The sequence below is a fragment of the Pseudarthrobacter sp. GQ63 genome, from assembly GCF_059758765.1.
On sequence record NZ_JCAXEF010000001.1, the window covers coordinates 762,093 to 776,682 of the forward strand.

Genomic DNA, 14,590 nt, shown 5'->3' on the forward strand with positions numbered 1-14,590 from the left:
CTACCTGGCCTCCGACTTGATCTGCTCCACTGCCTGGTTGAAGCCGCCGCTGGTAAGGGAGGAACCGGCAACCTTGGAAACACTGAGCTCATCGATGTTCCTGCCCACCACCTGCCCGGCGATCCCGCCGGCGAACTCGCCCTGGAACTTGCGGGTGTTCGGGTTGGACGGGTGCTGGGTGATCTGCACGTCCGTGACGGTCCCGGACGCCAGGCTCAGCTCAACACCCACAGTTTCGGTGCCGTTCGGCGAAACGTACGTTCCATCCGCGCTGTAGGTGCCGTCCTTGTAGCCGGATCCGCTGCCGGCCGGCGTTGATGCGCCGGGCGAGGGACTGCTTCCGGTGGTGCTGCTTCCGGAGGCTGCGGGCGCGGGGGAGGAGTCTCCGGAAGACGGGGCGCAGGCGGCCACCGTTCCTGCCAGGGACAGGCCGGCGATTCCGGCATAAACACTTTTACGGACTGAGGGTCTCATCAGGGCTCTCGTTTCGTCGGTGGACTCGGGGCAGGAACTGCTGGGTGGTTACGGTGTTGTCAACGCAAAACCCAGCGTATTGGTTCAACCTGTGACCGCCTTCACCGGTTCCTGTGGACCACCAGGCATCGGAAACGCCCCGAATTACTTGCTGTTACTGGGCCCCCGGTAGGCTAGAGGGGTGACTCCCGAAGAACTCTCCCTCGCCATATCCGCCTGCCTGAAGGAAGCCGTCGCCGCCGGCGACATCGCCCTTCCTGCATCAGCTGTGCCTGATGAGGTGCGCGTGGAGCGTCCAAAGAACAGGGACCACGGAGACTGGGCCACCAATATCGCCCTTCAGCTGGCGAAGCAGGCGGGCACCAACCCACGGGAATTCGCCACGATCCTCAGCGCACGGCTGAAGTCCATCGCCGGCGTGTCCGCCGTGGACATCGCCGGGCCGGGGTTCCTGAACATCACTGTGGACGCCGCTGCCGCCGGTGCGCTCGCCAAGGCGATTGTCGAAGCCGGAAAGCAGTACGGCACCAACTCGGCGCTCGCCGGCCACACCGTGAACATGGAGTTCGTTTCCGCCAACCCCACCGGGCCCCTGCACATCGGGCACACCCGCTGGGCAGCCTTGGGGGATGCGATCGCCCGCGTCCTGCGCGCCTCCGGTGCCGAGGTCACCGCCGAGTACTACATCAACGACGCCGGCACGCAGATGAACGTCTTCGCCCACTCCGTCTACAACCGGCTCCACGGGCTTCCCGTGCCTGACGGCGGCTACCCCGGACAGTACATCGCCGACCTTGGCCACGAGGTGCTTACCGAGCACCCGGACATCCGCGAACTGACGGAAGTAGCGGCCCTCCCGGTCATCCGCGCTGCTGCCTACCAGGCGCAGATGAAGGACATCAAGGCCACCCTTGCGGACTTCGGCGTGGAGTTCGACGTCTTCTTCTCCGAGCAGGAACTGCACGACGCCGGCGCCATCGAAAGTGCCGTGGCGCGGCTGCGCGAGCAGGGCCACGTGTTCGACGACGGCGGTGCAGTGTGGCTGCGGACCACGGACTTTGGCGACGACAAGGACCGGGTGATGATCCGCGCCAACGGCGAACCCACCTACTTTGCCGCGGACGCAGCCTACTACCTGTCCAAGAAGGACAGGGGCTTCACCGAGAAGATCTACCTGCTGGGCGCGGACCACCACGGGTACATCAACCGGCTCAAAGCCATTGCGGCCTGCGCCGGCGACGATCCCGAGCTCCACATCGAGGTGCTGATCGGACAGCTCGTGTCCGTCAACGGAGCCAAGTTGTCCAAGCGGGCCGGAAACATCATCGAGCTCAAGGACCTGATCGACTGGCTCGGGAAGGACGCTGTCCGCTACTCCCTGGCCCGGTTCCCTGCGGATTCGCCGTTGACCCTCGATCCCGAGCTGCTGAAGAAGCACAGCAACGAAAACCCGGTGTTCTACGTCCAGTACGCGCATGCCCGCTCCCGCGGCGCCGCCCGGAACGCCGTGGCCGCAGGTGTGGAACGCCAGGTGGACGGCCAAGACTCCTTTGACGCCTCCCTGCTGGACCACGCCACGGAGAACGAGCTGCTCTCATACCTGGGCAGCTACCCCTCGATCGTGGCCAAGGCCGCTGAGCTGCGCGAGCCGCACCGGGTGGCCCGGCACCTTGAAGTGATTGCCGGTGCCTACCACCGCTGGTACGACGCCTGCCGAATTGCGCCCATGGGCGATGAAGCCGTGACCGACGTCAACCGCACCCGGCTGTGGCTCAACGACGCCACCAGCCAGGTGCTGGCCAACGGCCTCGATCTGCTGGGCGTCTCCGCCCCGGAACGGATGTGACCCCCATGTCACCGCAGAGCAAAGACTCCCCGCTGGCACCCGAATGGCTTTCGGTTCCCGCCGACCTCAACACCCTGGAGCCCAAGATGTGGGCACAGGACGCAGCCCGGAACGATTCCGGCGAACTCACCGTCGGCGGCATTCCGGTCAGCGAGCTTCAGCAGCAGTACGGGACACCACTGTTCGTCATGAGCGAGAACGATTTCCGCGCCAGGGCACGCGCCTTCAGCGATGCATTCAACAATGCGTTTGCCGATATCTGCGGGGGAGTGGACGTCTACTATGCCGGGAAATCGTTCCTGTGCACCGCCGTGGTGCGCTGGGTCGAAGAGGAGGGCCTCCGGCTGGATACTGCTTCCGGCGGTGAGCTTGCCGTCGCGGCAAAGGCCGGCATACCCGGCGCAGACGTTGCCTTGCACGGCAACAACAAGTCCGACCTCGAGATCCACCGTGCTCTGGACATGAAGCTGGGCAGGATTGTGGTGGACAGCCTCGGCGAGCTGGTCCGGGTGGGTGACATCGCCGAACGTCGGGGGGAACAGGCCAAAGTCATGCTGCGGCTGACGCCCGGTGTACACGCCCACACCCACGAGTTCATCGCCACTGCCCACGAGGACCAGAAGTTCGGCCTTTCCATGGCAGCGGACACCACTGAACAGGCGGGCCTGTCAGCTGCCGAGGAAGCCGTCGCGGCTGCGTCGGCGCATCCGGGCATCGAACTGCTGGGGCTGCACTGCCACATCGGCTCCCAGATCTTCGAACCGGACGGTTTTGCCTTGGCCGCCCAGAAGCTCCTCCGCTTCCTCGCCGCCATGCAGGAAAAGTACTCCATCGTCCTGCCCGAACTGGATCTTGGCGGCGGCTACGGCATTGCCTACACGCCTGTGGACACCCCACGCCCCGCAGCGGAAATTGCGGAGGCGATGGCCGCCGTCGTGCGTTCCACCTGCGCTGAACTGGGCATTGACTCTCCCCGCATCTCCATCGAACCCGGCCGCGCCATTGTGGGCAGCACCACCTTCACCCTGTATGAGGTGGGAACGCTCAAGACCGTGCGCGTGGATGCGCCCGCCGGGGACGCGAGTGACGCTGGCAACAACGTTACGTATCCGCGCCGCTATGTTTCAGTGGACGGCGGCATGAGCGACAACGCCCGCCCGGTGCTGTACGACGCGGATTACTCGGCAATCCTGGCGTCCCGCACGTCCGCAGCGGGCCCGCAGCTGTCCCGCGTGGTGGGCAAACATTGCGAGAGCGGCGACATAGTTGTTAGAGATGTATATCTGCCCGAGGACGTGGCAGCCGGTGATCTGCTTGCTGTACCGGGTACCGGCGCCTACTGCTGGGCCCTGTCAAGCAACTACAACTATCTGGCCCGGCCGGGCGTTGTCGCGGTGCGCGACGGATCTGCCCGGCTGATTGTCCGCGGGGAAACCGAAGAAGATCTGCTCAACCGCGACATGGGAGTCTGAATGACCGAATTGCGAACCCTGAAAGTGGCCCTGCTGGGCTGTGGCAACGTTGGGGCCCAGGTTGCGCGGATTCTCATTGAGGACGCCGACACCCTTGCCGCCCGCGCTGGCGCGAAGCTCCAGCTGAGCGGCATCGCCGTGCGCAACGTCCACGCCCAGCGCGACGTGGACCTTCCCCAGGAGCTCTTCACCACCGACGCCGACACCCTGGTGAAGGACGCGGACCTGGTGATCGAGCTGATGGGCGGCATTGAGCCTGCCCGCACGCTGATCCTCTCTGCCCTCCGCAACGGTGCCTGCGTTGTCACGGGCAACAAGGCGCTCGTGGCGCAGGACGGCCCCACCCTGCACGAGGAGGCTGACAAGGCGGGCGTCCAGCTTTCCTATGAGGCCGCCGTTGCCGGCGCCATTCCTATCCTGCGGCCCATCCGCGACAGCCTCGCCGGCGACCGCATCACGCGCGTCCTGGGCATCGTCAACGGCACCACCAATTTCATCCTTGACCAGATGGACACCACCGGAGCGCAGTTCGCCGATGCCCTCGCCGAAGCGCAGCGACTTGGCTACGCAGAGGCGGACCCCACTGCCGACGTTGAAGGCCACGATGCCGCCGCAAAGGCCGCCATCCTTGCCTCGCTGTCCTTCCACACCCGGTTTGCCCTGGAAAACGTCCACTGCGAAGGAATCACCTCGGTGACCGCGGCGGATATCGCCGCGGCCAAGGACGCCGGCTTTGTCATCAAGCTGTTGGCGATTGCGGAAAAGCTTAATGTTGCAGACACAGAAACAGGCGGCGGCGAGGGCGTTTCCGTGCGTGTGCACCCCACGCTGCTTCCCCGCGAGCACCCGCTGGCCGCCGTTCACGGCGCCTTCAACGCGGTGTTCATCGAAGCCGAGAACGCCGGCGAACTGATGTTCTACGGACAGGGAGCCGGCGGTACCCCCACGGCGTCCGCTGTCCTGGGCGACCTTGTCTCGGCCGCGCGCAGCCTGGTCCTCGGCGGCCCGGGCCGGACGGAAACCACCACCGGCCAGGTTTCGGCGCTGCCGATCGATGCGGCCGTCACCAGCTACTACATCGGGCTCGACGTCGCCGACCAGCCCGGCGTCCTGGCCAGGATCGCCCAGCTCTTCGCCGAGCATGGCGTGTCCATTGAGATCATGCGGCAGACCATCCACCGCGACGCGGAGTCCAACGTGGAATCCGCCGAGCTGCGGATCGTCACCCACCGTGCGTCAGAGGCTGCCCTTGCGGCCACCGTCGAGGCCGTGAAAGGCCTGGACGTCATCAATTCAGTTACATCCGTTCTGCGGGTAGAAGGAGTCTAAGTGGCTCACCAATGGCGCGGTGTCATCCGCGAATACGCTGACCGTCTGCCCGTGACGGAATCCACCAGGGTGATCACCCTGGGCGAAGGCGGCACCCCCCTGGTGCATGCCCAGAAGCTCTCCGAGCTCACCGGCTCCAAGGTGTACCTCAAGGTGGAGGGCATGAACCCCACCGGTTCCTTCAAGGACCGCGGCATGACCATGGCCATGACGGCCGCCGTGGCCTCCGGCGCGCAGGCGGTAGTCTGCGCCTCCACGGGCAACACCTCCGCCTCCGCTGCTGCCTACGCCACCGCCGCCGGCCTGAAGTGCGCCGTCCTGGTGCCTGAAGGCAAGATCTCCATGGGCAAGCTCAGCCAGGCGATCGCCCACGGCGCCACGCTGCTCCAGGTGGACGGCAACTTTGACAACTGCCTGGACATCGCCCGGAAGCTGGGGGAGGCCTACCCGGTGTTCCTGGTGAACTCGGTGAACCCGGCCCGAATCCAGGGACAGAAGACCGGCGCCTTCGAAATCGTCGACGCGCTGGGCGACGCTCCGGACATCCATGTCCTGCCGGTGGGCAACGCCGGAAACATCACCGCGTACTGGAAGGGCTACAAGGAGTACTCCGCTCCGTTCGAGTCCGAAACAGCGGGCACCCTTGCCGCAGTCTCCACCAGGACCCCCGCGATGTGGGGTTTCCAGGCGGCGGGTGCGGCGCCCTTCGTCGCCGGCCACCCCATCACCGAGCCCGACACCATCGCCACGGCCATCCGGATTGGCAACCCCGCCTCGTGGGACGGTGCCATCGGCGCCCGTGACGAATCCGGCGGACTGATCGACTCCGTCACGGATGAGGAAATCCTGAACGCGCACCGCTGGCTGTCCGCCCGGGAAGGCGTCTTCGTCGAGCCGGGATCGGCTGCCGGCGTGGCAGGGCTCCTGAAGAAGCACGCCGCCGGGGAAGTCCCGGCCGGCAAGACCATCGTCATCACCGTCACGGGCCACGGGCTCAAGGACCCCCAGTGGGCACTGCGCACCGAGGACGGCAGCGACGTGCAGCCGGTCAAAGTACCCAACGACGTGGTCACCGTTGCTGCTGAACTGGGACTGGAAGAAAAATAGCCTTGGAAACCACCTCGCCGGCCGCCGTCGGACTGCAACCCATCGAGGCCGGCCAGATCGTCACCGTTCGGGTGCCGGCAACCACGGCCAACCTGGGCCCGGGCTATGACAGCCTGGGCCTGGCCCTTGCATTGCACGACACCCTGACGGTGGAGAGCCTGGAAACGGACGAACTCCTGTTTGAGCTTCGCGGCGAGGGCGCGGAAAGCCTGCCCCGGGACGCGAGCCACCTGGTGATCAGGGCCATGGAGGCGGCGTTCGAACGGTTGGGCTTCCGCCACGGCGGCCTGAAGGTGACCGCTGACAACGTCAACCCCCACGGGCGTGGCCTGGGCTCCTCCGCCTCCGCGGTGGTGGCCGCAGTCTCGGCGGCCAACGCCATGGTTCCCGAGGCGGACCGCCGGGGCCGGGACTGGATCCTGCAGCTGACCAGTGAAATCGAAGGCCACCCGGACAACGTCGCTCCCGCCATCTTCGGCGGACTGGCGCTGTCCTGGCAGGACAGTGACCAGTACAGCAGCACCAGCGCCACGGTGGCGGAGCCGGTCATCCCGGTTGTGGCGGTTCCGGATTACGAACTGTCCACGGAAGCAGCGCGTGCCCTGCTGCCCGCATCAGTGGGCCACCACGCCGCTGCCATGAACGCCGGCCGCGCTGCCCTGCTGATCCACGCGCTGACGCACAAGCCCGAATTCCTGCTGGCCGGCACCGAGGACTACCTCCACCAGAGCTACCGGGCCGAGGCGATGCGGCCCAGCGCAGCCCTCATTGGTGCGCTGCGCGCCGCGGGTCATGCCGCCGTCGTCTCAGGTGCCGGGCCCACGGTGCTGGTCCTTGCCAACGGAGAGGCCGAAGCCGCCGCTGCCGTGGCTTTCATCGGCCAGTTCACCGCGGCCAACACGCCGGATATTGCCTGGCGCGTACTGAAGCTGGCAGTGGACGTCGAAGGTGCTAAGGTGGAGTTGCACCGGCGGTAATTCCGCCTATCTGATCTGCTATTGCACTTAGTTGCCGCTTGGTCTCTTACTGCGCAATCCATTCCGGTGCCGCCTGCTAGGTCTGTCGCAGGAATCTGCAGCACTCAAACTGCCCCTGAAGCGTCAGTCCGGCGTCCCGCCATGGGTGGAGCGCAAGGTGAATCAGTATCCGGCCCTGCTGGCCGAAATCCAACCGGCAAGGCCGAGCAATCCGGCTGCAGATCTGAACTGCAGCCCAGATCAAATCATCGCGTCCAGCTCCCAGTCTGGACGCCGTCGAGGGGGAAGGATCCTTCGTGACCGAAACCACTGAGCTGTCGCCAGCTGTGGAACTATCATCTTCTGCTGCCGAATCACCGGCAGCTCCCGCCAAGAGCAGCGGCCTTGCAGGCCTCAAGCTCGCGCAGCTGCAGGCACTTGCCAGCCAGCTCGGCATCTCAGGCGGTTCCCGGATGCGCAAGGGGGACCTGGTTTCGGCCATCTCCGCCCACCGCGCCGGCACCCCCATGACCAAGGCTCCCGCCAGGGCAACCGAAAAGGCCGTCGAAACCCCGGCCGCTCAGGCAGCCGCCCCCGCAGTGTCCTCCCCGGCTGCCGCAGAAGCAACGGAAGCTCCCGCGGAAGGAACCCGGGCACGTGGCCGCGGACGCAGCCGGCGCGCCGTCAGCGACGGAGTTGTGGCGCCCGCAACCACTGAGCCGGCAACCGCTGAAACCAGCACCGCCGCTCCGGTTGAGGCACCCGCCGCCGAGGCCACCGAAGCGCCCGAAAGCGCTGCCGAACGCCGCCAGCCGCGCACCCGCAACCGCCGCCGTGGCGAAGCTGCCGCTGCGCCGCAGGCTGCAGAGGCCGCCGAAGCACCCGCTGAACAGGCCGTTGCAGAACAGCGGACCCCGGAACAGCGCACCGAAGCTCCCGCGGAGACCGGCGACTCGGGCCAGCGCGCCGACCGCCGCGAAGGCGGCCGCACCCGCGGCCGTGACAACGCCGGACGCGACAACGCTGCCCGCGAGAATGCCGACAGCGGCCGGGACAACGCCGGCAGCCGTGAGGCAGGCCAGCGCGAAGGCGCCCGCCGCGACGACAACCGCGACACCCGCGACAGCGACGACTCCGACGGCGGCAGCCGCCGCAACCGGCGCAACCGCCGCGACCGGAACGACCGCAATGACCGCTCCGGCGGCCAGGACCGGGACAACAGCTCCCGCAACGACCGCTTCCGCGACCGCAACGACCGCCGCCGCGGACGTTCCCAGGGACCCGACGTCGATGACGTCGAGGTTACCGAGGACGACGTCCTGCTGCCCGTAGCGGGCATCCTCGACGTCCTGGAGAACTACGCGTTCATCCGCACCTCCGGCTACCTGCCGGGGCCCAACGATGTCTACGTTTCCCTGGCACAGGTCAAGAAGTACAACCTGCGCAAGGGCGACGCCGTCGTCGGTGCAATCCGCGCACCCCGCGAAGGCGAAGACCGCAGCCAGCAGTCCGCCCGCCAGAAGTTCAACGCCCTGGTCCGCGTCACCTCGGTGAACGGCAAGACCGCCGAAGAGCTCAAGGACCGCGTTGAATTCGCCAAGCTGGTTCCGCTCTACCCGTCAGAGCGCCTGCGGCTGGAAACCGATCCCAAGAAGATCGGCCCCCGCGTCATCGACCTGGTTGCCCCCATCGGCAAGGGCCAGCGCGGCTTGATCGTCTCGCCCCCGAAGGCCGGCAAGACGCTCATCCTGCAGTCCATCGCCAACGCGATCACCACCAACAACCCTGAGGTCCACCTCATGATGGTGCTGGTCGACGAACGACCTGAAGAAGTCACGGACATGCAGCGCACGGTCAAGGGCGAGGTCATTGCCTCCACCTTCGACCGCCCCGCTGACGACCACACCACCGTGGCCGAACTTTCCATCGAACGCGCCAAGCGCCTCGTGGAAATGGGCATGGACGTGGTTGTCCTCCTGGACTCCATGACCCGCCTGGGCCGCGCCTACAACCTGGCAGCACCGGCCTCCGGCCGCATCCTGTCCGGTGGTGTCGACTCCGCCGCGCTGTACCCGCCCAAGCGCTTCTTCGGTGCAGCCCGCAACATTGAAAACGGCGGCTCGCTGACCATCCTGGCAACGGCCCTCGTGGAGACCGGATCCAAGATGGACGAGGTCATCTTCGAAGAGTTCAAGGGCACCGGCAACATGGAGCTCCGCCTGTCCCGCCAGCTGGCTGACAAGCGCATCTTCCCGGCTGTGGACGTCAACGCGTCCGGCACCCGCCGCGAAGAGAACCTGCTTTCCCCCGAGGAAGTCAAGATCATGTGGAAGTTGCGCCGCGTCCTCTCCGGACTCGAAACGCAGCAGAGCCTTGAGCTGCTGACCAACAAGATCCGGGAGACCCAGAGCAACGTCGAGTTCCTCATGCAGGTCCAGAAGACGACGCTTGGTGCGAAGTCGGATAACGACAAGTAGCTGTAACAGGGGTGGGGCCGTCGCATATTTTTGCCGGCCCCGCCCCTTCGCGTTGCGGCTGACATACTGCGTACGTCAGCCGCAACGCTCCGACAGGCCCGATGCCACTCCCTGGCCGGCAAAAATATGCGACGACGGCGCACGTCACCTGCCGCTGTGTGCGTCACTAGACTTGTACAAGTCGAAAGAGGTTTTAAATGTTTGAGTCCGTACAGGGCCTGCTTGATGAGCATGATGCTATCCAGGCGCAGCTGGGGGATCCTGCTGTCTATGCCGACCAGCGGCTTGCCCGGAAACTGGGGCGCCGTTCGGCTCAGCTCAATGGCATTGTTGAGGCCTACCACAAGTGGGAAGGCCTCCGGGATGACCTTGCCGCTGCCAAGGAGATGGCGTCCGAAGACCCCGAGTTTGCCGCTGAGGTGCCTGAGCTGGAAGCTGCCCTTGAGGTGGCTGCCGCGAAACTGCGCCGCCTCCTCATCCCGCGCGATCCCGACGACGCCCGCAACGTGATCCTTGAGGTCAAGGGCGGTGAAGGCGGCGACGAAGCCGCACTGTTCGCCGGCGACCTGCTGCGCATGTACACCCGCTACGCGGAGTCCCGCGGCTGGAAGACCGAGATCATCTCCGCCACGGAATCCGACCTTGGCGGCTACAAGGACGTCCAGGTTGCCGTCAAGGGCAGCTCTAACGATCCTGCCGAGGGTGTGTACGCCCGCCTTAAGTTCGAAGGCGGCGTGCACCGGGTGCAGCGCGTTCCCGTCACCGAATCCCAGGGCCGCATCCACACCTCGGCCGCCGGCGTCCTGGTCCTGCCCGAAGTGGATGAGCCCGAAGAGCTCGAGATCAACCAGAACGACCTCAAGATCGACGTCTACCGGTCCTCCGGTCCCGGCGGCCAGTCCGTTAACACCACGGACTCCGCCGTGCGCATCACGCACCTTCCCACGGGCATCGTGGTGGCCATGCAGAACGAGAAATCCCAGCTGCAGAACCGTGAAGCGGGCATGCGCGTGCTCCGGGCACGCATCCTGGCGCACCAGCAGGAGCAGATCGACGCCGAGAACTCCGCCCAGCGGAAATCCCAGATCCGCACCATGGACCGTTCGGAGCGCATCCGCACCTACAACTACCCGGAAAACCGCATCGCGGACCACCGCACCGGGTACAAGGCGTACAACCTGGACCAGGTCATGAACGGCGACCTGGAACCGGTCATCCAGTCCGCCATCGAAATGGACGAACAGGCACGCCTGGACGCCATCGGCGACTAGTCCCTTCGGTAAATTCCAGACATGACACTCGAGCCAGGCCAGTCGCTCGCGGAGGCTGTCAGCGCGGCAACGGACATCCTCCGCGACGCCGGCGTCCCCAGTCCGCGGGTGGACGCCGAGCTGTTGGCCGACCACCTGCTGAACGTGGGGCTCGGCCGCCTGCGTGCCATGATGCTGGGGGATGCGCCCGCGCCGGAGGGTTACGAGGCGCTGGTGGCGGAGCGCGCCAGCCGCATACCGCTGCAGCACATCACCGGAGTGGCGCATTTCCGCTACCTCGAGCTGGCTGTTGGCCCCGGCGTCTTCGTACCCCGCCCCGAGACCGAATCGGTGGCGCAGCTGGTCATCGACCACGTCCGCGGGATGGCCGGCCCGCGGATCGTCGACCTCGGGACGGGCTCGGGTGCCATCGCAGGCTCCATCGCCCACGAGGTGCCGGGTGCGGAGGTGCACGCCGTCGAGTTCAGCCCCTTCGCCCACGCCTGGGCAGCAAAAAACCTGGCACCGCTGGGTGTCCGGCTTGTGCTGGGGGACCTGCGGAACGCGCTGCCCGAGCTTAACGGAACTTTCGACGTCGTGGTGTCCAATCCGCCGTACATTCCCGCCGAAGCCATTCCCACCGAGCCGGAAGTCGCCCTTCATGACCCGCCGGAGGCGCTGTACGGCGGGGGAGCGGACGGCATGGAACTTCCGACGGCGGCCGCTGCCTCCGCTGCCCGCCTACTGCGGCCGGGGGGCTACTTCGTGATGGAGCATGCAGAAGTCCAGGCGGGTTGGATTTCGGACTATTTGGCCGGTACAGGAAACTGGACCGGGATCAGGACGCATCTGGACCTCAACGGCAAGGAGCGCGCCACCAGCGCCCTGCTCGCGGATCCGGACCACAGCGAGTGAAAGAATAGGCGAGTGACCACTACCTACAACTGCACCAGCGACGACGAGCGCGCCAAGGGACTCGAGCACGCCCAGCGTGCCATCAGCGAAAAGAAGTGCGTGGTCTTTCCCACGGACACGGTCTACGGGATTGCCGCCGACGCCTTCTCGCCCCAGGCCGTGACCATGCTGCTGGTGTCCAAGGGGCGCAGCCGCACCATGCCGCCGCCCGTGCTGATCCCGCGGATCAACGCCCTGGACGGCCTCGCCACGGACGTCCCGGCCGACGCCCGCAAACTGGCGGAAGCCTTCTGGCCCGGAGGCCTCACCCTCATCCTGCACGCGCAGCCATCCCTGGACTGGGACCTTGGCGAGACCAAAGGCACTGTGGCCCTCCGCATGCCGGACGATGAGATCGCCCAGGAACTGCTGACCCTTACCGGCCCCCTGGCCGTATCCTCGGCCAACCGCACCGGCCATGCCCCCGGACAGACCGCCGCCGCCGCCCGCGAGCAGCTGGCGGACTCCGTGGAGGTCTACCTCGAAGGCGGCTTCCGGCCATTGGAAGGTGAGGCCGCAGTACCGTCCACGATTGTCGATGCCACGGGTCCGCGCCTGCGCGTGGTCCGGAACGGTGCGGTGACCCTGGACCAGCTTCGCGAACACGTACCCGGAGTCCTGGGCCTGGGCGAGATCCCCATGGCCGAGGAGGAACCGGCAGAAGCGGCAGCGGCACCTGACGAAGCAGCGCCTGCAGAAGCAGCAGCGGAAGAAGCGGCACCGGCAGAAGCAGCCCCTGCCGGCGGGTCGTCGGTTGTTCGGACTGCCGCTGTGGAGTCTCCTGCCGAGGAGCCCGCAGCGGTCCCGGCTCCGGTCCGGAACCCTGAACCGTGATGGCGCTTGACCGCCAGCGAATCCCGGTGCTGGAGGTCGACGCGACCCCGCTTCGCGTGCCGGACCTGGTGGCGGAACTCAGCCGCTTCGTCGAGGAAGGCTCCACGCGCACGGTACTGGGGCACAACCTGCACAGCGTCACACTGACGCTCTCGGATGAGGGTTTCCGTGACCTCTATCAGCGCAGCGATGTGGTCCTGCTGGATGGTGCGCCCGTGCTCTGGCTGTGGGGGAGGACCGGCAAAGCCGAAGGGCCGGTCATGGACTACCGGCTGGGCACCACGGACTGGCTGCCGGCTTTGGGCCAGGTGCGCGGTCTGGAGCGGATTGCCGTGATCGGCGCCGGCGCCGAGGCAAATGCCGCGGCCGTCAGGCAACTTGAGTTGACTGTCCCTGGTGCCCGGGTGGCAGGTTTGCCCGGAGCGGGCTGGAACGGGGACCTCGAAGACCGGGCTGTTGAATGGCTGCACGGGCAGCGGCCGCAGCTTGTCCTGCTGGGCCTGGGCATGCCGCTCCAGGAGGAAGTCCTGCAGCGGCGCCTCGCCGACATGCCCCCGGCCACCTACTGCGCAGTGGGGGGAGCCATCGAACAGTTGGCCGGCTTCCAGAAGCTTGCACCACGCTGGCTGGGGCGGATGGGGCTGGAATGGGCCTGGCGGCTGCTGCTGCATCCCCGCCGTGTTGCCTACCGTGTGCTCGGAGAACCCTGGGTCCTGCTGTGGCTCCTGGGAAGCCGCCGCTTGAAGCGAACCGTGCCCAGGCCCGGCAAATAAACGCGGCAGGTCCTGAAGTGCTCCTTAGAACTTCTGGTCCTCCAGCGGGGCAAAGCCCTTGCCGCGCAGGCCGGTGGAGAAGGACCTGGCCCACCCCAGGAAACCTTTGAAGTCCCGCCGCTGCGCGAAATAGCCTGCATACCCGCCCACGTCCGCAATAAAGGACCGGACGCGGAAGTACCGGCGGATCAGGTAGCCGCGGTTCCGGTAATAGTAGTACCGCTTGAACGCGGACTCCGGGACGATGACGTGCCAGCCAGCGCCAAAAACATGCTGGGTTTCCGAGAACGCATGCGGGTGGGTGATGGCGGTGGTGGTCACGGTGCCAAACCTTACGCCCGCCTTGCGCAGCCGAATGGTGAAGTCCACCTCGTCGCCGCGGATGAACAGCCGCATGTCCGGCAGTCCCACTTTGAAGAAAACGTCGGAGCGGATGAGCGCGCCGTTGAAGAAGTGCCCGTCGTTGGGCAGGAAGCCAAGCTTCTCCACCTCGGCGCGGCTGTGGGTCACTTTGCCGTCGAGGCGGAAGAAAAAGGACAGCCGGTCCGGCTGGCCAGGCGCGGTCACCAGCGGAACTACCGCCTCCAGGTCCCTTGCCTCAGCCTCACGGAGCAGCGTGGCGAGGCATTCCGGATCCGCCGGCTCGGCGTCGTCATCCATCATCCAGATCCATTTGGCTCCGCTGGCCACTGCCTTGAGTGCTGCCAGGGCGAAGCCCCCCGCACCGCCGAGGTTGGCCTCCGAGCGGACGTAATCAACGTTCGGATGCACATCGGCTGTTTCACGCGCCGGGGTTTTGCCGCTGTCAACCAGGCAGATTGTGTCCACTGCGGCCGTCTGGGCGTTGATGGAATCCAGCAGGACGGCCAGTTCCTTCGGCCGGTCGAACGTCACGGCGGCAACTGCTATGCGGGGGGTCATGGGGGTCCTTTCAGCATGGCTGACAGGGATTTCCCCGCTCGCAATGCGCCAGTGTGGCGCGAAGCCATGAAGCTGTTGGCGCTAGTATCTTTGACTAGAGTCCACTGTAATACAGCCCTGTAAGGCACCGCGTATGAGGAAATACGCACTGCCTGCTGCGCGCTCGGCGACGGAGAAGTTTCATTTATCGAAGAACA

General features: G+C 66.2%; 12 protein-coding genes. 10 read left to right on the top strand and 2 right to left on the bottom strand.

Features of this window, described 5'->3' with window-relative positions:
• A complete protein-coding gene (locus AC6CHP_RS03690) occupies positions 1-474 on the bottom strand; it encodes an FMN-binding protein (protein ID WP_498228226.1) in 474 nt (157 codons plus the stop codon).
• Positions 475-655: 181 nt separating this feature from the next.
• Between AC6CHP_RS03690 and argS the strand changes: the two genes are divergently transcribed.
• The 10 genes from argS to AC6CHP_RS03740 all read left to right on the top strand — a co-directional run bounded on the left by argS (position 656) and on the right by AC6CHP_RS03740 (position 13,472).
• The gene (argS, locus tag AC6CHP_RS03695; RefSeq protein ID WP_498228227.1) at positions 656-2,320 is read left to right on the top strand and encodes an arginine--tRNA ligase; all 1,665 of its coding nucleotides are present in this window, start codon (positions 656-658) and stop codon (positions 2,318-2,320) included.
• Between the two features lie 5 nt (positions 2,321-2,325).
• A complete protein-coding gene (gene lysA, locus AC6CHP_RS03700; protein ID WP_498228228.1) occupies positions 2,326-3,792 on the top strand; it encodes a diaminopimelate decarboxylase in 1,467 nt (488 codons plus the stop codon).
• Entirely contained in the window at positions 3,793-5,121 is a 1,329-nt protein-coding gene (locus AC6CHP_RS03705; RefSeq protein ID WP_188727864.1) for a homoserine dehydrogenase, read from the top strand. It begins immediately after the preceding gene.
• Positions 5,122-6,228, top strand: coding sequence for a threonine synthase (thrC, locus tag AC6CHP_RS03710; RefSeq protein WP_498228229.1), 1,107 nt, complete (start codon positions 5,122-5,124; stop codon positions 6,226-6,228). It abuts the gene before it with no gap.
• Positions 6,229-6,230: 2 nt separating this feature from the next.
• Positions 6,231-7,205 (top strand): homoserine kinase, encoded by a 975-nt coding sequence (gene thrB, locus AC6CHP_RS03715; protein ID WP_498228230.1) that lies wholly within the window; start codon positions 6,231-6,233, stop codon positions 7,203-7,205.
• Between the two features lie 296 nt (positions 7,206-7,501).
• Positions 7,502-9,661, top strand: coding sequence for a transcription termination factor Rho (rho, locus tag AC6CHP_RS03720; protein WP_498228231.1), 2,160 nt, complete (start codon positions 7,502-7,504; stop codon positions 9,659-9,661).
• Positions 9,662-9,858: 197 nt separating this feature from the next.
• Entirely contained in the window at positions 9,859-10,932 is a 1,074-nt protein-coding gene (gene prfA, locus AC6CHP_RS03725; protein ID WP_174179130.1) for a peptide chain release factor 1, read from the top strand.
• A 21-nt stretch (positions 10,933-10,953) separates the two neighbouring features.
• A complete protein-coding gene (prmC, locus tag AC6CHP_RS03730) occupies positions 10,954-11,826 on the top strand; it encodes a peptide chain release factor N(5)-glutamine methyltransferase (protein WP_498228232.1) in 873 nt (290 codons plus the stop codon).
• 12 nt (positions 11,827-11,838) lie between these two features.
• Complete coding sequence (locus tag AC6CHP_RS03735) at positions 11,839-12,699, top strand: L-threonylcarbamoyladenylate synthase (RefSeq protein WP_188727874.1); 861 nt, start codon at positions 11,839-11,841, stop codon at positions 12,697-12,699.
• Positions 12,699-13,472 (top strand): WecB/TagA/CpsF family glycosyltransferase, encoded by a 774-nt coding sequence (locus AC6CHP_RS03740; RefSeq protein ID WP_498228233.1) that lies wholly within the window; start codon positions 12,699-12,701, stop codon positions 13,470-13,472. Before AC6CHP_RS03735 ends, AC6CHP_RS03740 begins: the two co-directional genes overlap by 1 nt.
• A gap of 24 nt (positions 13,473-13,496) precedes the next feature.
• Here AC6CHP_RS03740 and AC6CHP_RS03745 read toward each other — a convergent pair whose 3' ends face one another.
• Complete coding sequence (locus AC6CHP_RS03745) at positions 13,497-14,393, bottom strand: glycosyltransferase (protein ID WP_498228234.1); 897 nt, start codon at positions 14,391-14,393, stop codon at positions 13,497-13,499.
• Positions 14,394-14,590 lie beyond the last annotated feature (197 nt).